The organism is Arthrobacter sp. UYNi723, assembly GCF_054057635.1.
Genome location: NZ_JBSRZM010000008.1, coordinates 104,626 through 129,760, shown reverse-complemented (window position 1 = coordinate 129,760; position 25,135 = coordinate 104,626). Strand labels below are relative to the sequence as shown.

Annotated in this window: 28 protein-coding genes; 11 read left to right on the top strand and 17 right to left on the bottom strand. The window is 66.5% G+C overall.

Annotated features, from left to right (window positions below; translation table 11 throughout):
* Positions 1 to 20: 20 nt before the first annotated feature.
* Positions 21 to 269 (bottom strand): hypothetical protein, encoded by a 249-nt coding sequence (locus ACVWY0_RS08720; RefSeq protein WP_485836339.1) that lies wholly within the window; start codon positions 267 to 269, stop codon positions 21 to 23.
* The gene (locus ACVWY0_RS08715) at positions 266 to 961 is read right to left on the bottom strand and encodes a tyrosine-protein phosphatase (protein WP_485836338.1); all 696 of its coding nucleotides are present in this window, start codon (positions 959 to 961) and stop codon (positions 266 to 268) included. The genes ACVWY0_RS08720 and ACVWY0_RS08715 overlap by 4 nt, the downstream gene beginning before the upstream one ends.
* 195 nt (positions 962 to 1,156) lie before the next feature.
* Between ACVWY0_RS08715 and ACVWY0_RS08710 the strand changes: the two genes are divergently transcribed.
* A complete protein-coding gene (locus tag ACVWY0_RS08710) occupies positions 1,157 to 1,966 on the top strand; it encodes an SGNH/GDSL hydrolase family protein (RefSeq protein WP_485836337.1) in 810 nt (269 codons plus the stop codon).
* An 84-nt stretch (positions 1,967 to 2,050) separates the two neighbouring features.
* Here ACVWY0_RS08710 and ACVWY0_RS08705 read toward each other — a convergent pair whose 3' ends face one another.
* The 6 genes from ACVWY0_RS08705 to ACVWY0_RS08680 all read right to left on the bottom strand — a co-directional run bounded on the left by ACVWY0_RS08705 (position 2,051) and on the right by ACVWY0_RS08680 (position 6,774).
* Positions 2,051 to 2,659 carry a GNAT family N-acetyltransferase gene (locus ACVWY0_RS08705; protein ID WP_485836336.1) on the bottom strand — a complete coding sequence of 203 codons (609 nt, stop codon included), beginning with the start codon at positions 2,657 to 2,659 and terminating at the stop codon, positions 2,051 to 2,053.
* A 9-nt stretch (positions 2,660 to 2,668) separates the two neighbouring features.
* On the bottom strand, positions 2,669 to 3,529 hold the full coding sequence (locus ACVWY0_RS08700) for a 3-hydroxyacyl-CoA dehydrogenase family protein (RefSeq protein ID WP_485836335.1): 861 nt from the start codon (positions 3,527 to 3,529) through the stop codon (positions 2,669 to 2,671).
* The gene (locus tag ACVWY0_RS08695; protein WP_485836334.1) at positions 3,526 to 4,350 is read right to left on the bottom strand and encodes an enoyl-CoA hydratase/isomerase family protein; all 825 of its coding nucleotides are present in this window, start codon (positions 4,348 to 4,350) and stop codon (positions 3,526 to 3,528) included. Before ACVWY0_RS08695 ends, ACVWY0_RS08700 begins: the two co-directional genes overlap by 4 nt.
* A complete protein-coding gene (locus tag ACVWY0_RS08690) occupies positions 4,350 to 5,561 on the bottom strand; it encodes a thiolase family protein (protein ID WP_485836333.1) in 1,212 nt (403 codons plus the stop codon). Before ACVWY0_RS08690 ends, ACVWY0_RS08695 begins: the two co-directional genes overlap by 1 nt.
* Positions 5,562 to 5,653: 92 nt before the next feature.
* A complete protein-coding gene (locus ACVWY0_RS08685) occupies positions 5,654 to 6,316 on the bottom strand; it encodes a pentapeptide repeat-containing protein (protein WP_485836332.1) in 663 nt (220 codons plus the stop codon).
* Positions 6,316 to 6,774 carry an SRPBCC family protein gene (locus ACVWY0_RS08680; protein WP_485836331.1) on the bottom strand — a complete coding sequence of 153 codons (459 nt, stop codon included), beginning with the start codon at positions 6,772 to 6,774 and terminating at the stop codon, positions 6,316 to 6,318. Before ACVWY0_RS08680 ends, ACVWY0_RS08685 begins: the two co-directional genes overlap by 1 nt.
* A gap of 135 nt (positions 6,775 to 6,909) precedes the next feature.
* Here ACVWY0_RS08680 and ACVWY0_RS08675 point away from each other — a divergent pair, with 135 nt between their 5' ends.
* Together ACVWY0_RS08675 and ACVWY0_RS08670 are read left to right on the top strand one after the other, a co-directional pair.
* The gene (locus ACVWY0_RS08675) at positions 6,910 to 7,083 is read left to right on the top strand and encodes a CsbD family protein (RefSeq protein WP_058931408.1); all 174 of its coding nucleotides are present in this window, start codon (positions 6,910 to 6,912) and stop codon (positions 7,081 to 7,083) included.
* Positions 7,084 to 7,299: 216 nt separating this feature from the next.
* Entirely contained in the window at positions 7,300 to 8,043 is a 744-nt protein-coding gene (locus tag ACVWY0_RS08670; RefSeq protein WP_485836330.1) for a dienelactone hydrolase family protein, read from the top strand.
* Between the two features lie 215 nt (positions 8,044 to 8,258).
* Here ACVWY0_RS08670 and ACVWY0_RS08665 read toward each other — a convergent pair whose 3' ends face one another.
* The 5 genes from ACVWY0_RS08665 to ACVWY0_RS08645 all read right to left on the bottom strand — a co-directional run bounded on the left by ACVWY0_RS08665 (position 8,259) and on the right by ACVWY0_RS08645 (position 15,019).
* The gene (locus ACVWY0_RS08665; RefSeq protein WP_485836329.1) at positions 8,259 to 9,719 is read right to left on the bottom strand and encodes an amino acid permease; all 1,461 of its coding nucleotides are present in this window, start codon (positions 9,717 to 9,719) and stop codon (positions 8,259 to 8,261) included.
* Between the two features lie 189 nt (positions 9,720 to 9,908).
* Complete coding sequence (locus ACVWY0_RS08660; RefSeq protein WP_252570228.1) at positions 9,909 to 10,277, bottom strand: Rieske (2Fe-2S) protein; 369 nt, start codon at positions 10,275 to 10,277, stop codon at positions 9,909 to 9,911.
* On the bottom strand, positions 10,274 to 12,790 hold the full coding sequence (gene nirB, locus ACVWY0_RS08655; protein WP_485836328.1) for a nitrite reductase large subunit NirB: 2,517 nt from the start codon (positions 12,788 to 12,790) through the stop codon (positions 10,274 to 10,276). The genes ACVWY0_RS08660 and nirB overlap by 4 nt, the downstream gene beginning before the upstream one ends.
* Positions 12,790 to 13,137 carry a molybdopterin oxidoreductase gene (locus tag ACVWY0_RS08650; protein WP_111908939.1) on the bottom strand — a complete coding sequence of 116 codons (348 nt, stop codon included), beginning with the start codon at positions 13,135 to 13,137 and terminating at the stop codon, positions 12,790 to 12,792. The genes nirB and ACVWY0_RS08650 overlap by 1 nt, the downstream gene beginning before the upstream one ends.
* A gap of 169 nt (positions 13,138 to 13,306) precedes the next feature.
* A complete protein-coding gene (locus tag ACVWY0_RS08645) occupies positions 13,307 to 15,019 on the bottom strand; it encodes an ABC-F family ATP-binding cassette domain-containing protein (protein WP_485836327.1) in 1,713 nt (570 codons plus the stop codon).
* Between the two features lie 221 nt (positions 15,020 to 15,240).
* On the opposite strand from ACVWY0_RS08645, the gene ACVWY0_RS08640 reads away from it, so the two are divergent.
* Positions 15,241 to 15,756 carry a histidine kinase gene (locus ACVWY0_RS08640; RefSeq protein WP_485836326.1) on the top strand — a complete coding sequence of 172 codons (516 nt, stop codon included), beginning with the start codon at positions 15,241 to 15,243 and terminating at the stop codon, positions 15,754 to 15,756.
* Entirely contained in the window at positions 15,756 to 16,619 is an 864-nt protein-coding gene (locus tag ACVWY0_RS08635) for a DUF4097 family beta strand repeat-containing protein (protein ID WP_485836325.1), read from the top strand. Before ACVWY0_RS08640 ends, ACVWY0_RS08635 begins: the two co-directional genes overlap by 1 nt.
* Before the next feature lie 125 nt (positions 16,620 to 16,744).
* On the opposite strand, the gene ACVWY0_RS08630 is transcribed toward ACVWY0_RS08635, so the two are convergent.
* The 3 genes from ACVWY0_RS08630 to ACVWY0_RS08620 are packed head-to-tail and all read right to left on the bottom strand — an operon-like array spanning position 16,745 to position 19,437.
* Positions 16,745 to 17,623: a metal ABC transporter permease gene (locus tag ACVWY0_RS08630; RefSeq protein ID WP_252570238.1), complete on the bottom strand. Its 879-nt coding sequence runs from the start codon at positions 17,621 to 17,623 to the stop codon at positions 16,745 to 16,747.
* Positions 17,624 to 17,626: 3 nt separating this feature from the next.
* Positions 17,627 to 18,427, bottom strand: a complete 801-nt coding sequence (locus ACVWY0_RS08625; protein ID WP_485836324.1) for a metal ABC transporter ATP-binding protein — start codon at positions 18,425 to 18,427, stop codon at positions 17,627 to 17,629.
* Positions 18,427 to 19,437: a metal ABC transporter substrate-binding protein gene (locus ACVWY0_RS08620; RefSeq protein WP_485836323.1), complete on the bottom strand. Its 1,011-nt coding sequence runs from the start codon at positions 19,435 to 19,437 to the stop codon at positions 18,427 to 18,429. The genes ACVWY0_RS08625 and ACVWY0_RS08620 overlap by 1 nt, the downstream gene beginning before the upstream one ends.
* 144 nt (positions 19,438 to 19,581) lie before the next feature.
* Between ACVWY0_RS08620 and ACVWY0_RS08615 the strand changes: the two genes are divergently transcribed.
* The 4 genes from ACVWY0_RS08615 to ACVWY0_RS08600 all read left to right on the top strand — a co-directional run bounded on the left by ACVWY0_RS08615 (position 19,582) and on the right by ACVWY0_RS08600 (position 23,596).
* A complete protein-coding gene (locus ACVWY0_RS08615; protein WP_485836322.1) occupies positions 19,582 to 20,343 on the top strand; it encodes a CPBP family intramembrane glutamic endopeptidase in 762 nt (253 codons plus the stop codon).
* Between the two features lie 62 nt (positions 20,344 to 20,405).
* Complete coding sequence (locus ACVWY0_RS08610; protein WP_485836321.1) at positions 20,406 to 21,389, top strand: 1,4-dihydroxy-2-naphthoyl-CoA synthase; 984 nt, start codon at positions 20,406 to 20,408, stop codon at positions 21,387 to 21,389.
* A gap of 71 nt (positions 21,390 to 21,460) precedes the next feature.
* Complete coding sequence (locus ACVWY0_RS08605) at positions 21,461 to 22,636, top strand: AMP-binding protein (protein WP_485836320.1); 1,176 nt, start codon at positions 21,461 to 21,463, stop codon at positions 22,634 to 22,636.
* Positions 22,637 to 22,714: 78 nt separating this feature from the next.
* On the top strand, positions 22,715 to 23,596 hold the full coding sequence (locus ACVWY0_RS08600; protein ID WP_485836319.1) for a 1,4-dihydroxy-2-naphthoate polyprenyltransferase: 882 nt from the start codon (positions 22,715 to 22,717) through the stop codon (positions 23,594 to 23,596).
* 17 nt (positions 23,597 to 23,613) lie between these two features.
* Here ACVWY0_RS08600 and ACVWY0_RS08595 read toward each other — a convergent pair whose 3' ends face one another.
* Entirely contained in the window at positions 23,614 to 23,970 is a 357-nt protein-coding gene (locus ACVWY0_RS08595; RefSeq protein ID WP_485836318.1) for a DUF4229 domain-containing protein, read from the bottom strand.
* Positions 23,971 to 24,030: 60 nt separating this feature from the next.
* On the opposite strand from ACVWY0_RS08595, the gene ACVWY0_RS08590 reads away from it, so the two are divergent.
* A complete protein-coding gene (locus ACVWY0_RS08590; protein ID WP_485836317.1) occupies positions 24,031 to 24,492 on the top strand; it encodes a PLD nuclease N-terminal domain-containing protein in 462 nt (153 codons plus the stop codon).
* A gap of 7 nt (positions 24,493 to 24,499) precedes the next feature.
* The gene (locus tag ACVWY0_RS08585) at positions 24,500 to 25,126 is read left to right on the top strand and encodes a hypothetical protein (RefSeq protein ID WP_485836316.1); all 627 of its coding nucleotides are present in this window, start codon (positions 24,500 to 24,502) and stop codon (positions 25,124 to 25,126) included.
* Positions 25,127 to 25,135 lie beyond the last annotated feature (9 nt).

The following is a 25,135-nucleotide window of genomic DNA, read 5'->3' as shown; positions in this document are numbered from 1 at the left end:
TGTTTGCCGTCGCTTTCGTTCTATTCATCTGTATCGCTCCGCCGTGCCATATTCGCGGCGACCACCGCGGCCAGGCACAAAACTGCCCCGCCCACCATGAGGACGATCTGGCCCGTGAGCCACTCGCCGTCGACGGTCCCGTCGCCGAGCCCGAAGTTCTCCTCCATAGTCCCGAAATCTGAAGCGAGGACGGCCCAGGACGGCCCGGCCACAAGCATCACCACTCCCGACACCGCGAGCGACGCCGCCACATACTTCATGGAATTCATGGCGCCACCCGGCTGCCGAGCAGGCTCAGGCCGGCGCCCAGTTCGGCCTCGGACAGGCCGTTGTACAGCAGGAAGGTGCGCGTGTCCAACTCCCGGACAAACTCCACCACGGCCCGGCCGCGCCGCTCCAGCAGGGGTGTCAGTTCGGCGTCGTCGATGTAGCGTTCGCCAGCATGGGGCGGGCCGTGCGTCCGGAAGCGTTCGTTGATGCCTCGGGCGGCTTTGGCATAGCCGTCTGCAATGAGCTGGTCCGGGTCGCCGGCGAGGTCCTGCAGCATGGCCGCCACCATGCCGCTCCGGTCCCGGCCCGCGGCGCAGTGAATGACGACGGCACCGGCCTCGGCTGCCGCGACGGCGCGGAACACCGCCACGAACTTCTCCGGGTAGAGCCGGACGTTGTGCAGATAATGGGCGGGATCATTGAGGTACGGTCCGCCGACGGCAGTGAACCGCGGATCATCGGGTTCTTCAGTGGGTGCGGCGACGATCGTGACGCCGGACCAGGCCGCTTCGGTCACCGCAGGGTCGGTGTCCCGGCGATGCGCTTCACGGGAGTCACGGAGATCAATCACCGTGCGGACGCCGTCGTCGTACGCCTGCCGCCAACCTGCCTCGGTGAGCCATTCGCGGCGCCCCATCCGGTAAACGCGGCCGTCAACGTGCCAGGCATTCACGGCTCCGTCCCAGCTCACGGCTCCCCCTGTCGTCTCCACCCGGACAGCTAACCACACAGCCGCCACTACCCGCACGCGATGGGCGCGTAGTGGGGCAGGTAGCCGCACAGAAAATCGAGTACTCCGGGTCCGTGACGGGCTTGTGCGTGGGGCGTACGGTGGCTGTTACTTGCCTGTCTCACTTGTCCAATTGATAGTCAAAAGGGGAATTCGATGGCAACTTCAACAGTACGACGACGACGCTCGGCTTTTGCAGCAGGCCTCGCCACCATGGCAATGGCCTTGGGCTTCACGGCCATTCCGGCCGAAGCGGCGGCGCCGCCCCAAACCGACTATGTGGCGCTGGGTGACTCCTACGCCGCCGGGCAAGGCGCGGTACCCTACACGGACCGGGCGTGCTTTGTGAGCCGCATAGGGTATCCGGTCCTTGCGGACTACCTGCGGGACGTACATCTGAACGCGAATGCAGGCTGCTCCGGGTATACGGCCGGAACAGTCGCTGCCAACCTGCCGGCCAGCGTCGCCGGCGCCGAGGTCATCACCATTACGGTTGGCGCAAACGACGTTGGCACCACGGATATCCTCCTGGCCTGCCTCCCCGCCCCATCGTCAGCACAGTGCGGAGGCGCCCTCGGTGCCGCGCAGGCAAAACTGACGGACGGTACGCTGGCGACGTCCCTGCTGACCATGGTCGGCGTGGTTCGGTCCCAGGCACCCAACGCCAAGATCGTCCTGACGGGCTATCCGCGCCTCTTCGCCCCTGACCACCCGTTCGCCCTGGTGGTCAACCCCATGGTCGACGGGCTCAACGGTGTCATCGCAGGTGTCGCCGCCGGAACAGGATCCCAATTCGTGGACGTCACGAGCGCCTTTGCGGGCCACGGCGTGGGTTCCGTGACGCCATGGATCAACTTCAACGCCGCCAACATCCTGGACCCCGCCAATTTCCATCCCACCGGGGAGGGCTACCGCCGGGGCTACCATGCCTCACTGGTCAGCCAACGCGCCTTCGCTCCGAGCTAGCCCCTCCCGAGTTTTTGTCCAGATAACGCCGCTTTTGGGGCTGTTTGAGGGGTTTATCTGGACAACAACTCGGAGATCCGGCCGTCACGCGTGCTTGGCAAGTCTGTGCTCCAGCCCGTTCCGGACCATGGGCCACTCGTGCTCCAGGATAGAGAACACCACGGTGTCACGCAGGACGCCGTCGCTGGTCCGCCGGTGGCTGCGCAGCACGCCGTCCTGCTTCGCACCCAGCCTGGCGATCGCTTCCCTGGATTGGAGGTTCAGCCAGTGCGTAGAAAACTCCACGGCCACGCAGCCCAGGGTTTCGAACGCGTGCCGCAACAGCAGCAGTTTGGATTCGGGGTTGGTGCCGGTGCCGTGGACCGACGCGGCGTTCCACGTGTAACCGACCTCCACACGGGGCGTGCCGGCGTCGATATTGCAGTACGTGGTCATGCCGATGATCCGGCCCGGGCCGCCGGTGGCAGGATCGATCAGCCGCGTGGTGAACGGCAGCATGGACCCCTGATCCTGCATCGCCAGCCTGCGGTCGATCTCCGCCGCCATCCCGTCCGGCGCCGGGACAGACGTGTACCAGAGCTTCCACAGCTCGCCATCCTGCGCGGCCGCCACCAGGCCATCATGGTGATCCCGCTGCAGCGGCTCGAGAATCACGTGCCGGCCGGTCAGGGTGATGGGTTCAAAGAGGGTCACCCGGAAATCCTACTCAGCCCAGTCGAAGAATCCTTTGCCGGTCTTCCGTCCAAGCTCTCCGCGGGCCACCTTATCCCTGAGGATCTGCGGCGGCGCGAACCGCTCCCCCAGCGTTGAATGCAGGTACTCGGCGATGCCCAGCCGCACGTCCAGGCCCACAATGTCCGTTGTTCTCAGCGGGCCCGTGGGGTGCTTATAGCCCAGGACCATGGCGGCATCGATGTCCGCCGCGGACGCCACCCCCTCCTCCACCATGCGCATCGCCTCCAGCGCGATGGCCACACCCAGCCGTGACGAGGCAAAGCCCGGTGCGTCATTGACGACGACGGCGGTCTTGCCGAGTGCCTCGACCCACCGTTTCGCCGCCTCAGCCAGGTCCGGGGACGTCTGCTCGCCGAGCACCACTTCGATAAGGGTGGAGGCGGGGACGGGGTTGAAGAAGTGCAGGCCGACGAAGTTCTGCGGCCGCTTGAGTTCGCGGGCCAGTCCGTTGACGGACAGGGACGACGTGTTGGAGGCCAGGTAGGCGTCATCGGCCAGGCGCGCCTCGATGCCGCGGAGCGAGGTGACCTTCAGGCCCCACTCTTCGGGGACGGCCTCGACCACCAGCTGGCGGTCCTTGAAGTCGTCATAATCCACCGTGACAGCGAGCCGCGACACCATCTCATCAAGGTTGACGTCGGTGGCTCCACGTTCGATGCTCTTCGCGGCGGCGGATTCCACCCGTTCCCGGGCGGCTTCGGCGGACGCTTCGTCGCGCTCCACCACCAGGACGTCGGCACCGTTGATCAGGAAGGCGTGGGCGATCCCCGCGCCCATGCGGCCGCCCCCGAGGACGCCGACAGTGGAGGGAAGGTTCGGGTTCGTCATGGTTTCTTCTTCTCTGATTTCTTGTCGAGAAAAGCCTGCATTCGGTCAAACTTGGCCTGGGATTCAAAAAGGATCCCCTGTGCCAGCTGGTCAATCAAAGGGTGGGCTTCGGCCGGGGCGTGGAAAACGGACTTGGTGATCCGCACGGCCAGCGGATCCTGGCGGCCGATCCGGTCCGCCAGGTTGTGCGCGGCATCCATCAGGTCCGGTGCCTCGTGGATTTCGGTGATGAGGCTGGCAGCCAGGGCCTCCTCGGCCCGGAGGACCAGGCCCGCGAGCAGGATCTGCTTGGCCACCGGCTCCCCCACTAGCTCCTTGAGGCGCCAGCTGGCCCCGGCCGCAGCGAGGATCCCCAGCCCCGTTTCGGGGTTGCCGATCCGCACGCTGGGCGTTCCGATCCGGAAGTCGGCGGCGTAGGCGAGCTCGGCGCCGCCGCCCAGGCAGTAGCCGTCCAGCGCGGCAATGACCGGCATGGGCAGCTTAGCGATCCGCACGAAAATAGTGGAGTTAATGCCCTGCAAGGCATCATCGCGGCGCCGCTCGCGCAGCTGGGCGATGTCCGCACCCGAGGCAAAGACGCCGTCGACCCCTGCAATGATCAGGACTTTGGGATTCTGCTCCAGCGCAGCGCAGACCACGTGCAGTTCGTCCACCATCTGCTGGTCGATGGCATTCCGGACTTCCGGGCGGTTGAGGAGGACCACCACGCGGTCCTCCCGCTCCTCGACCAGGAGCGTGCGGAAGTCGCGGGTGCTCAAGTGTCCGTTCGCGCTGTCTGGAGAGGGGCTCAAGTGCCCGTTCGCGCTTTCCGGGGCGGGCATCAGACACGCTCCAGCAGCATCGCGGTGCCCTGGCCCACGCCGACGCACATCGTAGCCAGGCCGATTTTGGCGTCCTCGCGTTCCATCCGGCCCAGCAGGGTGATGGCAATCCGTGATCCGCTGGAACCGAGCGGATGCCCCAGGCTGATGGCGCCGCCGTCGTTATTCACCGTGTCCGGGTCCAGCCCGAGCCGGCGCATGCTCGCGAGCGACTGCGTGGCGAACGCTTCGTTAAGCTCGACGGCGCCCAGGTCACCCGCGCTGAGCCCGCTCCGTGCGAGCACTTTCTGCGTCGCCGGGACCGGGCCGATGCCCATGACTTCGGGTTCGCAGCCGGCGGAGGCGCCGTCGACGATCCGGGCCCGCGGCGTCAGGCCCAGCCGTGCGATGGCGGCCTCGGACGCCACGATGATGGCCGAAGCGCCGTCGTTCAGCGTGGACGAGTTCCCGGCCGTGACCACGGAACCGCCCCGAACCACGGGGCGCAGCCCGGCGAGGACTTCCAGGGTGGTGCCGGCACGCGGTCCTTCATCGGTGTCCACCACGGTTTCGGCCTTGCGGGATTGGACCGTCACCGGGACGATCTCGTCCCTGAAGCGCCCTGCGGCAATAGCGGCGAGGGAACGCTCGTGGGAGCGGACCGCGAAGGCATCGGCGTCCTCGCGGGTGATGCCGTCCATGCGGGCCACTTCTTCCGCGGTTTCCGGCATGGAGTAGGTCATCTTGCCGTCGCGGGCGAGCCCGCCCTTCTGGAAGAGGGGGTTGACGAAGCGCCAGCCGATGGACGTATCGAAGATCTGTCCCGGTTTGGCGAACGCCGTGGCGGGTTTTTCCTGGGCCCACGGTGCCCGGCTCATGGACTCCACGCCGCCGGCAATCACCACGTCCGCGGCGCCGGACTTGATCATGTGGCTGGCCTGGATGATGGCGCTCAGCCCCGACGCGCACAGCCGGTTGACCGTGATGCCGGGGATGTGGAGGGGAAGCCCGGCCAGCAGGACTGCCATCCGGGCCACGTTGCGGTTCTCCTCGCCAGCGCCGTTTGCGTTGCCCAGGATGACTTCCTCGATACTGTCTGGATCCAGCCCGGCACGGGTCACGGCCTCGCGAACCACCAGTGCAGCCAGATCATCCGGGCGGACCGCCGATAACGCACCGCCATACCTGCCCACGGGAGTGCGGACGCCGCCAACAAGAAAAGCCTCGACCATAAGAACAAATCCTTTACGCCAGGGAGCCGGAATCTTCGGGGCCGTCCAGTGACCGCCCTATTTACCGACCGTTCGTTCTATAAAGACTACACTCACAGGACAAGGACGCCGAGGTGCCCGGCCAGGAGCGGCGCCAGCAGGCTCAGCTGATAGTCGTCGATCACCACGCCGGCCAGGCTGCCGAGGCCGCTGATGGTCCGGAAGTCCGTGCCGCGAACGTCAAAGTCCTTTAGCCGCGAGCCTGTGAGATCCAGGGTGCCGATGGTGCAGTTCTTGAGCGCCACCCGCGTCCCGGAGGCGGAACCGAGGTCCAGTTCGCTGATGATGCAGTCGCTGATGACAACGTCCGTCAGCTTGGACCCGCGCAGATTCAGGAAGTCCAGCTTGCCGCCGTCGATCCGGACCGACTGCCAGCCCGTCTCATACAGCTCTGCCGAGCCCAGCCGGGGATTGTTCAGCTGCACGTCCCGCCACGTGGAGCGGGCGGCCCGGAACACCGGCGCGTACAGCTCGGACAGGATGCAGTCCCGGAAGGTGGCCCCGCGGAGCTGGGCGTCGTTGAAGGAGACGCCCTGGAACTCACACTCGGCAAAATCCGTGCCGCTCAGCTCCAGACCGTCGGCGGCCGCCCGGCTGTACCGGACGCCGTCGTACCTTTCACCACGCTGGAAGTCCGGGGCCGGATCTTCAGTCAGGTCCTCCAGGCTGACCGGCGAGAGCCGGGGAGCCGTTACCTTGTGGACCTTTGCCGCCACTAGAGGGATTCCGCTTTGGCCGCGATTTCCGCCAGGTCCTTGGTGAGCGCCTTGCGCGTCATGCTCATGCCCAGCTTGCCGAAGAGGGCCATGCTGACCTTGCTGAGCAGAGTGGGTTTGACGACGTCGGCGCCGAAGGTCAGCGTCAGGTCCGTCCCACCGTCGCGCTCGGCGAGGCTGAAGCGCGAGGTGTAGTCGGCGCCGCCCTGGAGTGCCTTGACCGTGGTGCTGCGGGGAGGATCAGCCTGCGCCACCCACATCTCCACAGTTTCCGAGCGGCCCATCATGGTCCGCGTTTCCTTCCAGCGCGTCCCCTCGCCATAAGGCCCGTCGCTGAGCATCTGCACGGCGTCGATGCCGGACAGGGTGGCGGCGGAACCCGGGATGTCCGAGATGACCGCCCAGACCTTTTCGGGCGTGGCATGGAGGTGCTGGGTCAGGCTTGTGCTGTGTTCCATGCATCGAGCCTAGCCGGGGGCGCTGACATTCGACAGGCAGCTAATATCCGAAAACCTCTTGAAATAGTAAGCATGCTTTGTGTTAGGCTGAAAAAGCATTGTTAGATCAACGGGACACGAAAGGCGGCCAGACTCATGGGCCTCGGAGACAAGATCAGTAACGAAGCAGAGCACCTGGGCGGCAAGGCCAAGGAAGCGGCCGGCAACGCCACGGATAACGACAAACTTAAGGCCGAAGGCCAGGCGGACCAGGTCAAGGCTGACGCCAAGAAGGTCGGCGAAAACGTCAAGGACACCTTCAAGGACTAGTCCTTCCGTATTCGAACGGCGGCGGATTCCCATGGGGGATCCGCCGCCGTTCTTGTGTCCGCCGACCGCCATCCGTTGCTCCCCACCGACCCCCTCGCCTCGCAAGCTCGGCCAGGGAACCCTGCCGGCGTGGGCCCGGGCGCCCTTTTGACGCCCCAAAAGGGCCCGTACGGAGCCGTCGATGGAGGGCTTGACCGTGGCGGCTACCCTTGGCCCATGACTTATGTGGACCTGAGTGCCCAGAGTGCCGCTGCCGGCGGTTCGCCTTCGCTCGGCGGATATCTCGCCACGCCTTCCGGGCAAGGTCCGTTTCCCGCGGTCCTGATGATCCACGAAGCCTTCGGCCTGAACGACCTCGTTCGCGGCCACGCAGACCGGATGGCCCGCGCCGGGTACCTGACGCTGGCGGTGGACCTGTTCAGCGACGGCGGCCCGCGCCGCTGCCTGGTCAGCACCATGCGGAGCATGCTCAGGGGAAGCGGCCGCGCGTTCACCGACCTCGCCACCGCCCGCTCCTGGCTGGCCACTTCGCCGCAGTCCACCGGCAAGACCGGGGTGATCGGGTTCTGCATGGGCGGAGGATTCGCGCTGCTGGTGGCCCGCGACGGCTTCGACGCGGCCTCGGTCAACTACGGCCGCCTGCCCGGCAATCTCGAGCAAAGCCTCCGCGGAGCCTGCCCCATCGTGGCCAACTTCGGCGGCCGCGACTTCACTCTCAAGGGCGCGGCCGGCAAGCTTGAGACCGCCTTGGAGAACCTCGGCATCGAAAACAGCGTCAAGGAATTTCCCACTGCGGGCCACGCGTTCCTCAACGAAATCGACCTGGGCCCGGCGGTTTTCCGGCCGCTGTTGCGGGTCATGGGCATCGGCCCCGACCCGGAGTCCTCCCCCGAAGCCTGGCAGCGGATCGAAGACCACTTCGCCCGGCACCTCAAGAGCGTGGACGCCAACCGGACCTGAGCGCTCCAGCCCAGTTTGTCCCCCGGGTTCCCGTCGGCCAAGCGCGACGCGCCGGACTCTTGGGCGCGCCGGGCAAAGCAACTGGGCAGGAACGCACACGGGTTTCGACATGCTCAACCGACGACGACGGCGGGCCGCCCCCGAAAGGGTGACCCGCCGTCGTCGGACTTCTTAGCGTCCGGCTGCTGAGCATCCGGCTGCTGAGGCGAAAAGACCTAGCAGAAGAGCTCGCTCTTGGGCTCGTTGTGCTTGACCTTCTGCCAGCCCAGCCACAGGACCAGGGCGAAGAACGGGATGGTGGCCAGGGTCCAGAGGCCGAGGTGGAATACCTCGCCGGTCTTGCTGGTCATTGTGTCGAAGCCGATGAGTACGGTGATGGCCAGCAGCGCAATGAGTCCGGCCCAGCTGCTCCAGGTTCCGCCGGGCGCGGGCAGGGAGGAGACCTTGCCCTTCTTGTGGCGCAGCGCGATCTGGCTGGCGAAGATGGCGCCCCAGGTGAAGATCACGCCGATCGATGCGGAGTTGAGCGCGAGGTCGAAGGCGTGTGAGCCGCCCAGCCAGATGTTCAGCAGGATGCCAACGAAGTAGACGGCGCCGATGGCCAGGATGGCGGCGTACGGCACGTGGCTCTTGGACATCCTGGTCAGCCACTCCGGAGCATGTCCATTGTTGGCCATGGTCCGGAAGATCCGGCCGATCGAGTACAGGCCCGAGTTGCAGGAGGACAGCGCGGCGGTGATGACGATCATGTTCATAACATCGCCCATCCAGCCGAGGCCCATCTGGCCGAACACGGTGACGAACGGCGAGGTGCCGGCCACGTACTGGTCAGAGGGCAGCAGCATCGCCAGGAGCGTCACGGAACCGACGTAGAACACCACGATGCGGAAGACGACGGCGCGGATCGCTTTCGGAACCTCCTTGGCGGGGTCCTGCATTTCACCGGCCGTGATGCCGACGAGTTCAATGCCGTTGTAGGCGAAAATCACGGCGTTCAGGACGAGGATCATCACCAGCGCACCCTTGGGGAACATTCCGCCTTCGGCTGCGAAGAGGTTGTTCACCGAGGCGTTGCCGTCGCCCACCTGCGCGTTGGTGACCACCATGAAGGTGCCCACGGCCAGGAAGATCACGATGGCGCCGACCTTGAGGCAGGAAGCCCAGAATTCGAATTCGCCGAACGCCTTGACGCTCATGAGGTTGACGCCCACGAGCAGCAGCAGCGCGGCGATGGCGCTGAGTTCGACAGGCACGTTGGGGAAGAAGAACTGGAAGTACAGTCCGATCGCGATGAGTTCAGCGATGCCGGTCATGGCCCAGTTGATGAAGTACATCCAGCCGGACAGGTACGCGCCCTTCTTGCCGAACATCTCACCGGCGTAGCTGACGAAGGAACCCGACGTCTGGCGGTACATGATCAGCTCGCCCAGGGCCCGCATCAGCAGATAGGCGATAACGCCGGCAATGGCGTAAGAGAAAATGAGCGCAGGGCCAGTGGAGGCCAGGCGTCCGCCTGCACCCATAAAGAGGCCGACGCCGATGGCGCCGCCCATGGCAATCATGGTGACCTGGCGTCCGCTCAGGGATTTTTTGTAGCCCTCGGCGCTGAGGGTGGAGTCGACGACGGCGGATTGCGCCGTCGGGCTCACGAGTTCTGTGGGGGTACTTTGAGGCACAACAATTCCTTGGGGGGTAGGGGATTGGCCGGCACCCTTGGCAGGGACTTCTCCATCCCGAAAATTCTGTTTCTTGATGTTTCAAGGAATTTTCTGTATGGAAAGTCACAGTACGTCGAAGTTCGCGCGGCCTGTCTATCCTACAAGACTCAAACCGCAGCAAGTGACGCGGGCTACACCCGGGCCCGGTTAAGCCAAACTATTGCCACGAATATGGGGATACTTCAGAACAATGTTCTGTTCGGCATCCTCCTGAACGCTGTACGTGCGCAAAGGTTCGGCGCCGGTGCTGGAGCAGCCGGTTTCCAGGCTGAACGCGTGCTGGTGCAGCGGGCACATCACCACCTCCCGGTCGATGGTGCCGTCCGCAATGGGGCCGCCGCGGTGGGGGCAGACCGCGGACAGGGCGCGCAGGGTTCCGTCCCGCAGCCGGAAGACCGCCACCTGCTCGCCGTCCACCCCGAAGGCCCTCCCCTCGCCGAACGGGATCTGGTCCACCGGGCCCAGGATGTGGCTGGTGGTGCTGACGGGCTCGGTGCTGATCGGATCGGCGTTCATCGGACCGGCACCTGGGGCAGGACCGTGAGCGGCAGGGAGGTGCGGAACTGGCCCGGCGTGAGTGGATCGTCGCGTTCACTCCACGGATCCACGTAGCTGTCCACGGATGCCTGCATGGCGGCGTCCAGTTGCGCGGCGACACCTTCGGAATCCTCCACGATGACCGCGCGGAGATGCTCGATGCCCACGCGCGGCACAAAGGAGTACGTCCGTTCCAGCCAGTTGGCCTGCTCGCGGTAGTACTGCATGAACCGGCCGGCCAGCAGCATGACCTCCTCGGGGTCATCCACGGTGGCCAGCAGGTCGCCCTTGCGGATGTGGGCGCCCGCCGCTCCCCCGACGTAAAGCTCCCACCGTCCGCCCTCCACAGCCACCACACCCACGTCCTTGACCAGCGATTCCGCGCAGTTCCGTGGGCAACCGGACACAGCCAGCTTCAGCTTGGCCGGCGACTCGATGCCCTGGAACCGGGACTCGATCTCGATGCCCAGCTTCGTGGAATCGCCGGTGCCGTACCGGCAGAAGTCCTTGCCCACGCAGGTCTTCACCGTGCGGAAGCTCTTGCCGTAGGCGTAGCCGGACGGCATGTCCAGGTCCGCCCACACCTGCGGCAGGTCCTCCTTGGGGATCCCCAGCAGGTCGATCCGCTGCCCGCCGGTCAGCTTGATCAGGGGAACGTTGTGCTTTTCGGCGACGTCGGCGATCCGGCGCAGCTGCTGCACGGACGTCACGCCGCCCTTCATCTGCGGAACGACGGAGAAGGTGCCGTCGCGCTGGATGTTGGCGTGTACGCGGTCATTGATGAAGCGGGCATCGCGTTCGTCGATGTACTGGTCCGCGAGCATCATCTTCAGCAGCGAGGCCAGGCCCATCTTGGACTTCGCATCCTCGGCGCTCCCCGGAGCCAGGGCCGTGAACACCTGGGACACGGAGCGCAGGCCCTGTTTCCGGATGGCGGCCATCAGGGCCGGCTTGTCCAGCGGGATCCCGGGCACGTAGTAGCTGGCGGCCGGGTCCTCCTCCACCGCGCCGTCCGCCGCCCACTCCACCACCTGCTTCACCAGGAGTTTGCAGGAACCGCAGCCTTTGCCGGCGCGGGTGGCGTCCATGGCGCCGGACACCGTGGTGCAGCCGCCCTTCACTGCGTCCACCAGGGCCTTCTTGCTGACGCCGTTGCAGTTGCAGACCTGGGCGCCGTCGTCGAGCTCGGCCACGCCCACCGCCTCACCCGGCCCGCCGATGTCGAACATCATGGCGATCCGCTCCTCCGGCAACGGCAGCCCGCGATCGTAGGCCTGCGTCAGGTAGGCCACCTTCCGGCTGTCGCCCACGAGCGTGGCACCCACCATCTTGTTGTCGCGGACCACGATGGACTTGAAAATGCCGCGGCTGGGCTCCGAGAAGACGATGTGCTCGTCGGTGTCGAGTTCGGGACCGTGCAGTCCCATGGATGCGACGTCGACGCCGGCAACCTTCAGCTTGGTGGCGGTCCGCGAGCCCAGGTAGGCCGACGATGTGTCGACGCCGGTCACGTGGTTGGCGAGCACCACGGCCTGTTCCCACAGCGGCGCCACCAGGCCATAGACCTCGCCGCGGTGCTGGACGCACTCCCCCACCGCATAGACATCGTCTTCATCCTGGACCCGCAGCCGGTCATCCACCACAATGGCCCGCTCCACCGGCAGCCCGCTCAGCACAGCCACGTCCACGTTCGGCCGGATGCCCGCGGCCACCACCACCATGTCGCAGGCGATGTCCTCCCGGTCCCGGAGGCTGACGCCGCTGACCATGTCCCTCCCGAGGACAGCAGTGGTACGGCTGGACGTGTGCACCCGGATACCCAGGGCCTCCACGCTCCTGCGCAGCACCGCGCCGCCGTCGGGCCCCATCTGCGCATTCATGAGGTGCCCGCTGGAGTGCACCACCTCCACGTCGATCCCGTGGCTTTTCAGGCCGTAGGCCGCCTCGAGGCCCAGCAGACCGCCGCCGATCACCACCGCCCGCCGGTGATGCTCCTGCCGGGCATGCTGGACCATCCGTCGGGTGTCATCGATGGTGCGGAACCCGAACACACCGTGCTTCACGGACCCGCCAGGTGTGTACAGCCCGTCCATCGGCGGCATGTGGGAGCGGCTCCCGGTGGCGATGATGAGGGTGTCGTACGGTGTCACGCGGCCGTCATTGGAAAAGACGTGCTTCGTGAACTTGTCGATTCGGTCAACACGGACCCCGGCGTGCAGCGTGATGCTGTTCTCGCGGTACCAGGGCAGGGCGTTCAGGAAGATGTCGGCGTCACTTTCCTCGCCGGAGAGGACGTGGCTGAGCATGATCCGGTTGTAGTTGCCGTACGGCTCGTCGCCGAACATGGTGATGGTGAACTGCTCGGCGCCGCCGCGGGCCAGGATCTCCTCCACGGCCCGGGCGCCCGCCATCCCGTTGCCCACCACCAGCAGCCGACGGCGTGGCGCGGCGCCTGCGTGCCTGCCCTGCGGCCGGTCCAGCATGCTGGTCATCAGTGTTCCACCATGCCCAGGTCCACCACCACGGATCCCCCAACACCATCCGGTGCGGCGAGGTAGAGCTCCACCACCGAGCCGCCGTCGATGTCCTCCACCACCCGCAGCGGCACATGGACATCGCTCTTGGCGCCGATGGGGAAATAGCGCATGGGCACGCCGTTCCGCATCAGCACCACGGTGATGAGTTCACTGCTGGAATTGCCGCCCCGGAAGTAGAGCGTTTGGTTGATGACGCCGTCCGGAACGTAGTGCGAGAGCTCGCTGTGGATGGGGACGGGTTTTTCCAGCCCCGCGCCCTCAAACGGGAAGATGCCCTGCAGGAAAAGGTTCTTGGTGATCACGGACAGATCCTTTCGGCCGGCGGGAGACTGGCATAAGGCCTATCTTCCGCCGCCGATGTTTCCGCCTGCCGGTCGGTGCGTAACTTTTCCATTGCGCAAATCTCACCGTTTTCCGGGCCTAGTGGGCGGTCGGACCGGCGTGCAGACCGCCGGGGCCCCCGCGACCGACTCAGGCCGGCGCCAGCACGCCCTTGTCCATCGAGTACCGGATCCAGCGCCCGGCGTCGTCCGTCCGCGAGTTGTCGGTCTTCTTCGCGCTCTTGGCGAACCAGTCCCGGAGGGCGCGGTCGTGGCTGACCATGACCAGGGTCCCGGTGAAGCCGGCGAGCGCCTCTTCGAGCTGCTCCACCAGGACCGGCGCCAGGTGGTTGGTGGGTTCGTCCACAATCAGTGTGCCGTAGCCGCCCAGCAGCAGCCGGGCCAGGGCAAGCCTGCGCTGCTGGCCCGCGGACAGGCTGCCTACAGGGACGTGGAACTCGCTGGTGCGGAACAGCCCCAGGCGCAGGAGTGCCTCGGCGTGCTCATCAATGTTGCCGCCGAGGCCCGCCGCGAAGGCCGGCAGCAGGCGGAGCGTGGGCCGTTGCGGCAGTTCGAGTTCCTGCTGTAGGTAGCCGATCCGCGCAGGCCGCTGAACCAACCCTTCGACGGGCTCCAGGGTTCCCGCCAGCACGGAGAGCAGCGTGGATTTTCCGGCGCCGTTCGGGCCGGTGATGAGGATCTTCTCACCCGTGCGGGCCGCGAAATCAGTAACGCCCAGGCGGCCGGGAACCGCGACGCCGCGGGCAACGAGGACCGCCGACGCGGTCAAGAGGGAGTCGTCCCCGGATGCGGTGGTCGCCACGGAGGCACCCGAAGGAACCTCCGGTTCCACGGCGAGCTCCGCCGCAAGCCGCAGCGGCACCGGCGGTCGGTCAATGGGGCTCGCTTCCAGCCGCCGGAGCCGTTCCTGCGCGTTGCGGACCTTGCTGGTGGCCGCTTTCTGCCAAGTGCCGGCCTTGAAGTCGAAGCCCATTTTGTCGTTGTCGCGCTTGCGGGCATAGCCCATCTTGTCGGTCACGGTGTCCGCCTGCCGCTGCTCCGCCTCCATCGCGTCGATCCACTCGTGGTACTGCTGGACCCAGCGCTGGCGTTCGGCGGCCTTCTCGCGGAGGTAGCCGTCGTAGCCGTTGCCGTAGCGGGTCACGGTACGGCGCTCGGCATCAACCTCAATCACGGTACTGGCCACCTTGCGGAGCAGCACGCGGTCGTGGGACACCACCACCACTGTCCCGCGATGGGCGGCCAGCCGGTCCTCCAGCCAGGCGGTTCCGCGGGCATCGAGGTGGTTGGTGGGTTCATCCAGGAGCAGGATGTCCGCCGGATCGGCCAGGACACAGGCCAGCGCCACGCGCTCCTGCTCGCCGCCGGAGAGCGATCCCAGCGTCCGCTTCCGGTCCAGGCCACCCAGGCCCAGCCGGTCGAGCGCCGCCTCCACACGGGATTCCGCGGCGTAGCCCTCGCGCAGCTGGTACTCGGTCTGCAGCCGGCCGTAAGTTTCCGGCTCGTCGTCCTCAGCATCGGCGAGGCCGGCCTCCAGCCGGTCAAGTTCGGCTTCGAGGGCGCGTAGCGAGGCCAGGGAAGCGTCGACGGCGGCGCCCACGGTGAAGGATTCGGGCAGGCCGTGCGTCTGGGCAAGGTAGCCCACGCGGCCGTGGCTGACCGCAGTTCCTTCGTCGGGCGCTTCCAGCCCGGCCAGGATCCGGAGCAGCGTGGATTTGCCGGCCCCGTTTTCGCCGACGATGGCAACATGCTCGCCGGCCGTGATGACCAGGCCGATTCCGTCGAGCAATTGCCGGTCGCCGTAGCCGTGGGAGACGCCGGAAAGGTTCAGGTGTTCAGTCAAGACAAGTCCTCGCAAGATTCCGCAGTGTGGCCGCCGGAACTGGTGCTCGACGGCGGCCCTGGATTCGGGGGAACAGTCCGGCATTGCCGGTCTGCTGCTCAGGACTTCATCGATCCAGCTTCCCCGCCGGAAGCCGCAGCGTCAAGCCGGGGCACCACCGGTGACACCATTATTCGCCAGAAATTATTGATGTGACACCAAAATGACGTCAGAATGGTGTCATGCAACTCAACCAATACGTATCCGCCGTCCAGCATCAGCTGGGCGTTGCCGCCGAAGCCGGTGGCCCTGAGGCCCGGGAACTCAGCGAACGCCTCACTGCCGCGCTTGACTCCACCGTCCGGCTCGTCCTCCTCGAAGCCCTCTCCGACGCCGCCAGCGAGATCACCCTCGAGCTGGCCCCGGCGTCGGTGGAGGTACGGCTCCGGGGCCGCGATCCGGAGTTTGTGGTCACCAGCCCGCCCGCCGCCAGCGACTTCGAAGCGGTGACGGAACGCTCCAGCCAGCCGGCCCGGCAGGCCCCGGAAGAGTTCGACGGCGCCAGCACCTCTCGCACGACGCTCCGCCTTCCCGATCACCTCAAGCAGCAGGTTGAAGAGGCCGCCGGCCTTGAAGGCCTGTCCGTAAACTCCTGGCTGATCCGGGCCGTCGCGGACGGCCTCAACGGGAACCAATCCACCCAACGGACCATTCGCCGCGATCCCGGCGAGCAGAACTTCACAGGATGGGCACGCTGATGACAACCTTCGAGACGCCCCAACCAATCGCCGTCGTGGTGGACGTGTCCGTCCGTGCCGACATTCTGATTGTTGCCGGCAACCGCACCAACACCGTAGTCAACATCCGGCCCCGCGAGGCAACCCGGGCCCTGGACATCAAGGCGGCGGAGCAGACCACCGTGGACTACACGGATGGACGCCTGCAGGTAAGGCTGCGACCCCAGCGCCGCCACACCTGGTTCAGCGACGGCGGCGCCGTGGACATCGCCGTTGAAGTGCCCATCGGCTGCAGCCTGGAGTTGAAGTCCGGAATGGGCGACCTCCGTTGCGAGGGCGAATTCAGCTCCGCCGAACTGAAGACGGACATGGGCCACGTCCACCTCGACCACTGCACGGAACTCCGGGTCCACACGGGCATGGGCGACGTGACCATGGAACGTGTCGCCGGGCGGGCCGAAATCAAGACCGGCTCGGGCAAGATTCGGATCCGGGAAATCGACGGGACCGCCAGCGTCAAGAACGGCAACGGCAGCACGTACATCGTGGATGCCGCCGGTGAACTCAAGGTCAGTGCCGCCAACGGCGACGTCTCCCTGGAACGCGCCGGCAACACCACCACCATCAAGGCCTCCAACGGCGACATCACGGTCGGCGAGGTGGCCCGCGGAACCCTCACCCTCCAGACCGCCGCAGGTTCGTTGGCCATCGGCGTCCGCGAAGGCAGCGCCGCATGGCTGGACCTCAGCACCAAGTACGGTCGCGTCCACAACGGACTCGATGCCACCACCGGGCCAAGCGAGACGGACGCCAAAGTGGAGATCCGCGCCCGCAGCGCCTACGGCGACATCACCGTGCGGCGCTCCCCCGTTCCCACCCGGTAAACCACACCAGGTCGGGCCCCACACAGGCAAGACCTCAGCAAAGGAACAACGCGGGGTCACTTAACGCCCATGTTTCCCCTCGTATTGGGCAGTAAGTGACCCCGCGTTGCCGTGGATTCCCGGGCCTAGCCAACCAGAAGTGCGGCGGCCTTCCTGCGGCGGGCCTTCGCCAGCCGGGTGCCGATCAGTCCCTGCCGGGGGCTGAACAGGTAGACGGCGGCGAACACCACACCCTGCGTGAGCACCACCATGGCGCCCGAAGCCGTGTCCAGGTAGTAGCTGAAGTAGATGCCGGCGATGGAGCACACGGCTGAAATCACCGGGGCGATGACCAGCATCCGGTTGAAGCGGTCCGTGAGCAGGTAGGCCGTGGCACCGGGGATGATGAGCATGGCCACCACCAGCACCACGCCCACGGTCTGCAGAGCCACCACCGACGTCAGCGCCAGCAGGCCCATAAGCAGCGCCCCTAGCCGTTTCGGGGAGAGCCCGATCGCGTGGGCGTGGGTGGGGTCGAACGCGTAGAGGGTCAGGTCGCGGCGCTTCAAGATCAGGATGACGAAGGCGACGACGCCGAGCACCAGCACCTGGATCAGGTCCGGGATGCTGACGCCCAGGAGGTTGCCGAAGATGATGTGGTTCAGGTCCGTCTGGCTGGGCGTGACGGAGATCAGCACCAGGCCCAGGGCAAACAGCGAGGTGAACACAATGCCGATCGCGGCATCCTCCTTCACCCGGCTGGTGTTGCGGACGACGCCGATCAGGGTCACCGCGATCAGCGCGAACACCAGGGCGCCGAGCGCAAACGGGGCGCCCACAATGTAGGCCAGCACAACGCCGGGCAGCACGGCGTGGGAGACGGCGTCGCCCATCAGGGACCAGCCGATCAGCACCAGCCAGCAGCTGAGCACGGCACAGACGACGGCGGCGAGCGCGGTGGTGATGATGGCGCGGACCATAAAGTCGTAGCTGAGTGGTTCGAGCAGGATGTCGAGGAGTTCCATGGGTCAGCCCCTGCTCTCGGTGCCGGCGTGAGTGGCCGCGCTGGCGACGGCGGGATGGTCAGGTTCCGGGAGGTCGCGGTTCAGCACATCCAGGCCGAACGCCATGGCGAGGTTCTCCGGCTGCAGCACCAGTTCCGGGGCGCCGTGCATCAGGACCCGGCGCATGAGGAGCACGGCTTCGTCGCAGAGTCCGGGGAGCGCGTGGAGGTCGTGGGTGGAGATCAGAATGGTGCAGCCGTCGGAGGCGAGCTCACGCAGCAGCCGCGTGATGGTGGCCTCGGAGCGCTTGTCCACGCCGGCGAACGGTTCGTCCAGGAGCATCATGGTGGCGCCCTGGGCGATGCCGCGGGCCACAAAAGCACGCTTCTTCTGCCCGCCGGACAACTGCCCGATCTGCCGCTCGGCAAACTCGCCCAGTTCTACGCGGTCCAGGGCCTGGTCGACGGCGGCGTGGTCGGCCTTGGAGGGGCGCCGGGTGAAGCCCTGGTGCCCGTAGCGTCCCATCATCACCACATCGCGGACGGACAGCGGGAACTGCCAGTCAACGTCCTCGCTCTGCGGCACGTAGCCGATCCCGCCCTCCTTGCGCGCCCTGGTGGGTGACTGTCCGCCGATCAGTACGCGGCCGGCGTCGGGCTTGATCATTCCCATGATCACCTTGAACAGGGTGGACTTCCCGGACCCGTTCATGCCGATCAGGCCGCAGATCCGGGCGGCGTCCACGGTGAGCGACGCGGAATCGAGCGCCAGGACCTCGCCGTAGTGAACGGTGACGTTTTCAACCAGGATGGCCGGGGAGCTCATTACTTCGCCCCTGCTGAGGCGCCGGTGGACGTGCCGGCTGAGGTGCCGGCCAGGGCCTTGGTGATGACATCGGCGTCGTGCCTGATCAGGTCCAGGTAAGTGGGTACGGGACCGTCGGCTTCGGACAGCGAATCCACGTAAAGTGTGCCGCCGAACTTCGCTCCGGTGGCGCCCACCACCTGCTGCATGGGCGCATCGGACACCGTGGATTCACAGAACACGGCAGGAACCTGGTTGGCCTTGACGTACTCGATGGCGCGCGTGATCTGCTGCGGCGTGGCCTGCTGTTCGGCGTTGACCGCCCAGATGTAGACCTCCTTGAGCCCGGCATCGCGGGCCAGGTAGGAGAAGGCTCCTTCGCAGGTCACCAGGGCGCGCTGGTTCTCCGGGAGGCCGGCCAGGCTTGCTTTCATCTCGTCCTGCACACCCTGCAGTTCGGCCTTATACGCGTCACCGTTGGCTTGGAATACCGCGGCGTTCTCCGGGTCAAGCTTGCTGAACGCCGTCACCATGTTGTCCACATAGATCTGCACGTTCACGGGCGACATCCACGCATGCGGGTTCGGTTTGCCCTGGTAGGAGTCCTCGCTGATGGACATGACCTCCACACCGTCACTGACCACGGCGTGCGGCACGTCCAGGCCCTCCACAAACTGCCCGAACCAGGCTTCGAGGTTCAGGCCGTTGTCCAGGATGAGGTCCGCCTTGGCTGCCTTGCGGATGTCGCCGGGGGTGGGTTCGTAGCCGTGGATCTCGGCGCCCGCCTTGGTGATGGACTCCACGGTGAGCTTGTCCCCCGCAACGTTCCGGGCGACGTCGGCCAGGACCGTGAAGGTGGTCAGGACCACGGGCTTGTCACTGTCGCTGTTGCCTGACGCGGCACCCCCGCACGCGGTCAGGGAGAGGGACAGGAGGACGACGGCGGCGGCGCCGGCAGCGCGGAACGCCGCCGATCCAAGGGCGAGGGTTCGGACGGCTACTTTGGCGCGCCGAAACAAAAAGTTAGGCATGCCGAACATTCTACCGGACGCCGATCTTGCCCCGCAATGTGACGCCCACCCGCCCACTCCCAACTAGGTAGCGCTAACTGTCGCTTTGGGGCCTCAAAACGACAGTTAGCGCTACCTAGTTGGGGGGGGAGCTAGGCTGAAGACATGGCCACCACACACCGGAAACCACCCGCGCCGCAGCCCGAGCTTTACCGGTTTTCCGCCCTTGATTTCACCGCCGTCAGCCTCTATGTGGCCGCGGCCGGGCTCTTCGCCGTGGCCGGGGAACTGCTGGTCCCGTTCATCAGCCAGCTTGCCCCCAGCCCGGCCGCGGCGTCGTACGCCGTGAACCTCATCTTCTATGGCTCGATCGGGATCCTGGCGCTGGCCGCCGCCCGCCGTGTGATGGCCCGGGACCTGCGCGTGCTGGCCACGCGTCCGTGGTTCACGCTGCTGATGGTGCCCGCGGCGGTGGTGGCCATGATGATCCTCACGGCCGTGGTGGTGTCAGCCGGCGGCGGAGTGGAGACGTCGGCAAACCAAGCCGGACTGCAGGCGCTGATGCAACAGGTTCCTGCCTGGCTGATGGTGCCGGTCCTGGTGGTGGTGGGCCCGTTTGTGGAGGAGTACATCTTCCGGCACCTGCTCATCGGCAAGCTCAGCCGCCGGCTCAACATCTGGCTGTGCTGTGCCCTCTCTGTAGTCCTCTTTGCCGGCATCCATATCGCAGGCCAGGAAGCCATCACGCTCAGTGCTTTGCTCCCCTATCTGGCCATGGGCGGCACGCTGGTGTTTGTCTACGTGTGGACCGGGAAGAACCTGATGTTCTCCTACTTTGTGCACGCGGCGAAGAACCTGCTGGCGGTCATCTTCATCTACGCCATCCCGCCCGAGCTATTCGAGCAGTTGCAGCAGGTCCAGCCCTGACAGCTGCCGTTCCCGAGGGCAACGGGTTCTGCATCAGCTGACCCGATTACTAGACTTGTCCGGTGAGCAACCAAATTCCCGCCAAGGTGTCCGACGTCTTTGACCCCACCCGCTGGCGCACCGTGTCCGGTTTCGATGACTTCCAGGACATGACGTACCACCGGCAGGTTGAGCGGGTCTCGACAAGCTCGACCACCGGGACGGGCTCAACAACCGGAACGGAAACCAGGGACCTGCCCACCGTCCGCATCGCCTTCAACCGCCCGGAAGTCCGCAACGCCTTCCGCCCCGGCACGGTGGACGAGCTCTACCGCGCCATGGACCACGCCCGCATGACCCCGGACGTCGCTACGGTCCTGCTCACCGGCAACGGCCCTTCCCCCAAGGACGGCGGCCATTCATTCTGTTCCGGCGGGGACCAGCGCATCCGCGGCCGCGACGGCTACCGCTATGCCGACGGCGAGACCCAGGAAACCATCGACCCCGCCCGCGCTGGGCGCCTCCACATCCTCGAGGTCCAGCGGCTCATGCGGACCATGCCCAAGGTGGTCATCGCCGTCGTGAACGGCTGGGCTGCCGGCGGCGGGCACTCCCTGCACGTGGTCTCGGACCTCACCATCGCCTCCCGCCAGTACGGCAAGTTCAAGCAGACGGACGCCACCGTGGGAAGTTTCGACGCCGGGTACGGCTCGGCGCTGCTGGCCCGCCAGATCGGCCAGAAGTCCGCCCGCGAGATCTTCTTCCTGGCCCGCGAGTACTCCGCGGACGACATGGTCCGCATGGGCGCCGTGAACGAGGCCGTGGACCACGAGCGCCTCGAAGAGGTGGCCCTGGAATACGCCGCGGACATCGCCCGGCAGTCACCGCAGGCCATCCGCATGCTGAAATTCGCCTTCAACCTTGCCGACGACGGCCTGGCCGGCCAGCAGGTCTTCGCCGGCGAAGCCACCCGCCTGGCCTACATGACGGACGAGGCGGTGGAAGGAAAGGAAGCCTTCCTGGAGAAACGGGACCCGGACTGGTCCCGCTTCCCGCACTACTTCTAGGCACCACGTCTAGGCACCACTTCAAGCCGGCCGGCCCCAGGCCCCGGCTGACTTCAAAGGCAGGACGGCACATGAATCTCGGAACCCAGACCATCGGTCCCACGGACATCGACCCGGTGCTCAAAGCCCTGGCCGCCGCCCTCCACGGCGAGGGACCCGCCGTCGAACTTTCCGTGGGCCCCAACGGCGAACTGGTGGTGGGACACACCGAGACGCCCGGCTGCGATGACGCCGTGGCGGTGGTCCGCACATCCGGCTCCACGGGCGCGCCGAAGGCCACCATCCTGACCGTCGAGGCGCTGGCGGCCTCATCCATGGCCACCGCCCTTGCGCTCAAGGGCGAGGGCCAGTGGCTCCTGGCCCTCCCCGTGCAGTACGTGGCAGGCGTGCAGGTCCTGGTGCGGTCACTGTTCGCCGGCACCCGCCCGTGGGTGATGGACATGTCCGGCGGTTTCACCCCCGAGGCGTTCACGGCCGGTGCCCTGGAGCTGACCGACAAGTTCCGCTTCACCTCGCTGGTCCCCACACAGCTCCAACGCCTCCTGGAGGCGCCGTCGCCGGAGACCCTGGCCGTCCTGCGGCGGTTCAACGGCATCCTGCTGGGCGGCGCACCGGCGTCGGCCGGGCTGCTGGACGCCGCCCGCGAGGCCGGCGTCAGGGTGATCACCACCTACGGGTCCGCCGAAACCTGCGGCGGCTGCGTGTACGACGGCGTGCCGCTGGAAGGCGTCCAGGTCCGGGTGGCCGACGACGGCCGTATCCTGCTGGGCGGCGACACCGTGGCCGCAGGGTACGTGGATGCGCCCGAAGCGACGGACACGTTTTTCGAGGAGGACGGCGTCCGCTGGTACCGCACCAATGACCTCGGCACGCTGGACGCGGACGGCCGGCTCACCGTGCTGGGCCGCGCCGACGACGTCATCATCACCGGCGGCGTCAAGGTCTCCGCCGCGCATGTGCAGGAAGAGCTGGAAAAGTCCGACGGCGTCGCGGCGGCTTTTGTGGCGGGTGTCCCGTCAACGGAATGGGGCCAGGCCGTGGCCGCGTTTGTTGCGCTCGACGCAGGCGCCGCGGGCACCCCCACCGGGGATCACGCCGTCGTACTTAAGGAGGAATGGCACCGGCGGCTGGGCCTCCTGGCGCCGAAAACCGTGCTGGCTGCCCCGGAACTGCTGATGCTTACCAACGGCAAGCCGGACCGTCTGGCGATGATCGACCGGCTCAACGCGCTGCATCAGGGAAAGTAGAGTAGAGCTGCACCGGCGCCCGTTCGCGGCCGCCACCACCGTTTCGCCGTTCTCCCGACCCAACACGAGGTACTGACCGTGGCCACAGCCGCACAATGGATCCAAGGCGCCCGCCTCCGCACTTTGCCGGCCGCCATCGCCCCGGTACTGATCGGCACCGCCGCGGCCTACGAGCTGGATTCGTTCCGCCCCGTTAATGCCGTGCTGGCCGCCCTGGTGGCGCTGCTGCTGCAGATCGGCGTGAACTACGCCAACGACTATTCCGACGGTGTCCGCGGCACCGACGAGGACCGGGTTGGACCGCTGCGGCTGGTGGGCTCCGGCGCTGCCCGGCCGGAACACGTCAAATATGCAGCGTTCGGCGCCTTCGCCGTGGCCATGCTGTTCGGCCTGGCGCTGGTGGTGATCACCCAGAGCTGGTGGCTGATCCTGGTGGGAGTCGGCTGCGTCATGGCCGCATGGGGCTACACCGGCGGCAAGAACCCCTACGGCTACATGGGCCTGGGCGACGTCTTTGTGTTTGTCTTCTTCGGCTTGGTGGCAACGCTCGGCACCACCTACACCCAGGCCGGCCAGGTCAACCTGTCGGCCGTTATCGGCGCGATCGGCACCGGTCTCATTGCCTGCGCCCTGCTGATGGCCAACAACGTCCGCGACATCCCCACCGACATCCAGGCCGGAAAAAAGACCCTGGCCGTGCGCCTGGGCGACAAGCACGCCCGCGAAAGCTACGTGCTGATGCTGGCCGTGGCCATCCTGCTGGTGGTCATCCTGGCTCCCGGGCGGCCGTGGATGCTGATCGTGCTGCTGCTGATCCCGGCCTGCCTGATGCCCGCCTGGCTGATGATCAACGGCCGCAAGCGCAAAAGCCTCATTCCCGTGCTGCAGCAGACCGGCCTGATCAACCTCGGCTACAGCCTGCTGTTCTCACTGGGACTGGTGCTCAGCCACGGATTCTAGGCCGAATCGGGGCGGGGCTAAACGTCGGGCGTCTTCGGGGCCGGTGTTCCGGTTTCGGGTGCCTTCGTTTCGGGTGCCTTCGGGCCGCTGTTCCGGATGGTGACATCCGGGTTGGCGTCCAGGAGGCTATCCTCGGCTTCGGCGTCGGCCACCTCGCTTTCACTTCGCAACGGCTTGGCCTTGCCGGAGAGCCGTCCGTGAATGGCGGCAGCGGCGGCGTCGCGCTGTTTCTGGAAGAAAAGGTAGCTGACCGCAGACGCGATCAGCGCTGCGCAGATGACTGACAGCACCGCCCCCAGCTTCAGGAACATAAAGAGCACAAAGAGCGGCGCAAACAGCGCCAGCCGGATCAGGGAGTATTTCAGAAAAGCCACGGTACAAGTTTAGCCGCCTTCCCTGAACGCCCCCGGCCTGCGGACGATAGACTTAATGGCATGCTCTTCCGTGTGGTTCTCGCCGTCGCCGTTCTCGTCATCTTTGTGTATGGCCTGGTGGACGTGATCCGCACTGACGGCCGCCTCACCCGCGGGATCTCCAAGCCGGCCTGGATCGTGGTGATGATTGTCCTTCCGGTGCTCGGCGCCATCCTGTGGCTGCTAATCGGCCGTCCCCGTGACTCAGCCCCGGTCCGCCAACCACGCAGCCACCCCACCGCGCCGGATGATGATCCCGATTTCCTCCGCAACCTGGAAATGCGCCGACGCAACCAGACCGAAGCTGCCCGCCTCAAGAAGCTCAAGGATGACCTTGAGGCGAAGGCCAAGGCCGACGGCGGTCCCGCTGGCACCGGACAGGACAACGCCGGTACGCGGGGCAAGGGTGGGATCGGCCACGAGGAAGCTGGCGATGCGAGCACGGGAGACGCGGACACGCACGATACCGGCGACGTAAAGTAGGAGATACATGGCCCAGCACCCCGACGGAGAATCCCAACAGCCAGTTGCACCCGCCGGGGCTGCTACGCCCCCTCCGCCGCCGCCGCGGCCCGGGCTGTCCTACGCCGCGCCGGCGCCCATCGTGGTCATTCCGCCGACACCGCGGAGCGTCCGTCTGGCGCGGACACTCTGGCTGCTCAGCTTCGTTGCCGGCCTCGCCGTACTCATCGGCTCCTTCCTCACCCTCGACTCACACCTGGAGCGGCTCCGCACTGTGGTGGACCAGATGTCCCCCGGCGGCGGACCTGATGCTGTGACCACATCCACGGCCATTGTTTTCTGGGGTAGCCTGGGCGCCCTGCTGCTGGTGATCCTGCTCGAAGCGGCGGCGCTGGCTATTTTCTCAGCGCGCCGCGGCTGGTCCCGCTGGCTGATGATCCCCCTGCTGGCCGGGCAGGTGGTGGTCATGGTGGTGGCCGCGGCTTTCCTCGTCCCCGAGGGCGACGCCGGCAGCTATGTTGTCCTGCTCTGGGGAGCCCAGTTACTCCTTGCGTTCCTCGGCCTTGTGGCGGTTTTTGTGCCGTCGGCGGGCGGGTGGCTCAAGGCAGCGCGGATCCAGTCGGCGCAGGTCAGGCCGGCGCGGACGCGGCAATAAGGGCTGACC

What these genes read in the sequence shown, in the direction of transcription:
- ACVWY0_RS08635 (WP_485836325.1), top strand. Translation starts at nt 15,756, where the DNA reads ATGACAACCTTCGAGACGCCCCAACCAATCGCCGTCGTGGTGGACGTG.
- ACVWY0_RS08585 (WP_485836316.1), top strand. Translation starts at nt 24,500, where the DNA reads ATGGCCCAGCACCCCGACGGAGAATCCCAACAGCCAGTTGCACCCGCC.
- ACVWY0_RS08670 (WP_485836330.1), top strand. Translation starts at nt 7,300, where the DNA reads ATGACTTATGTGGACCTGAGTGCCCAGAGTGCCGCTGCCGGCGGTTCG.
- ACVWY0_RS08695 (WP_485836334.1), bottom strand. Translation starts at nt 4,350, where the DNA reads ATGCCCGCCCCGGAAAGCGCGAACGGGCACTTGAGCCCCTCTCCAGAC.
- ACVWY0_RS08605 (WP_485836320.1), top strand. Translation starts at nt 21,461, where the DNA reads ATGAATCTCGGAACCCAGACCATCGGTCCCACGGACATCGACCCGGTG.
- ACVWY0_RS08710 (WP_485836337.1), top strand. Translation starts at nt 1,157, where the DNA reads ATGGCAACTTCAACAGTACGACGACGACGCTCGGCTTTTGCAGCAGGC.
- ACVWY0_RS08680 (WP_485836331.1), bottom strand. Translation starts at nt 6,774, where the DNA reads ATGGAACACAGCACAAGCCTGACCCAGCACCTCCATGCCACGCCCGAA.
- ACVWY0_RS08690 (WP_485836333.1), bottom strand. Translation starts at nt 5,561, where the DNA reads ATGGTCGAGGCTTTTCTTGTTGGCGGCGTCCGCACTCCCGTGGGCAGG.
- ACVWY0_RS08620 (WP_485836323.1), bottom strand. Translation starts at nt 19,437, where the DNA reads ATGCCTAACTTTTTGTTTCGGCGCGCCAAAGTAGCCGTCCGAACCCTC.
- ACVWY0_RS08590 (WP_485836317.1), top strand. Translation starts at nt 24,031, where the DNA reads ATGCTCTTCCGTGTGGTTCTCGCCGTCGCCGTTCTCGTCATCTTTGTG.
- ACVWY0_RS08630 (WP_252570238.1), bottom strand. Translation starts at nt 17,623, where the DNA reads ATGGAACTCCTCGACATCCTGCTCGAACCACTCAGCTACGACTTTATG.
- ACVWY0_RS08700 (WP_485836335.1), bottom strand. Translation starts at nt 3,529, where the DNA reads ATGACGAACCCGAACCTTCCCTCCACTGTCGGCGTCCTCGGGGGCGGC.
- nirB (WP_485836328.1), bottom strand. Translation starts at nt 12,790, where the DNA reads ATGACCAGCATGCTGGACCGGCCGCAGGGCAGGCACGCAGGCGCCGCG.
- ACVWY0_RS08720 (WP_485836339.1), bottom strand. Translation starts at nt 269, where the DNA reads ATGAATTCCATGAAGTATGTGGCGGCGTCGCTCGCGGTGTCGGGAGTG.
- ACVWY0_RS08625 (WP_485836324.1), bottom strand. Translation starts at nt 18,427, where the DNA reads ATGAGCTCCCCGGCCATCCTGGTTGAAAACGTCACCGTTCACTACGGC.
- ACVWY0_RS08660 (WP_252570228.1), bottom strand. Translation starts at nt 10,277, where the DNA reads ATGAACGCCGATCCGATCAGCACCGAGCCCGTCAGCACCACCAGCCAC.
- ACVWY0_RS08615 (WP_485836322.1), top strand. Translation starts at nt 19,582, where the DNA reads ATGGCCACCACACACCGGAAACCACCCGCGCCGCAGCCCGAGCTTTAC.
- ACVWY0_RS08640 (WP_485836326.1), top strand. Translation starts at nt 15,241, where the DNA reads ATGCAACTCAACCAATACGTATCCGCCGTCCAGCATCAGCTGGGCGTT.
- ACVWY0_RS08675 (WP_058931408.1), top strand. Translation starts at nt 6,910, where the DNA reads ATGGGCCTCGGAGACAAGATCAGTAACGAAGCAGAGCACCTGGGCGGC.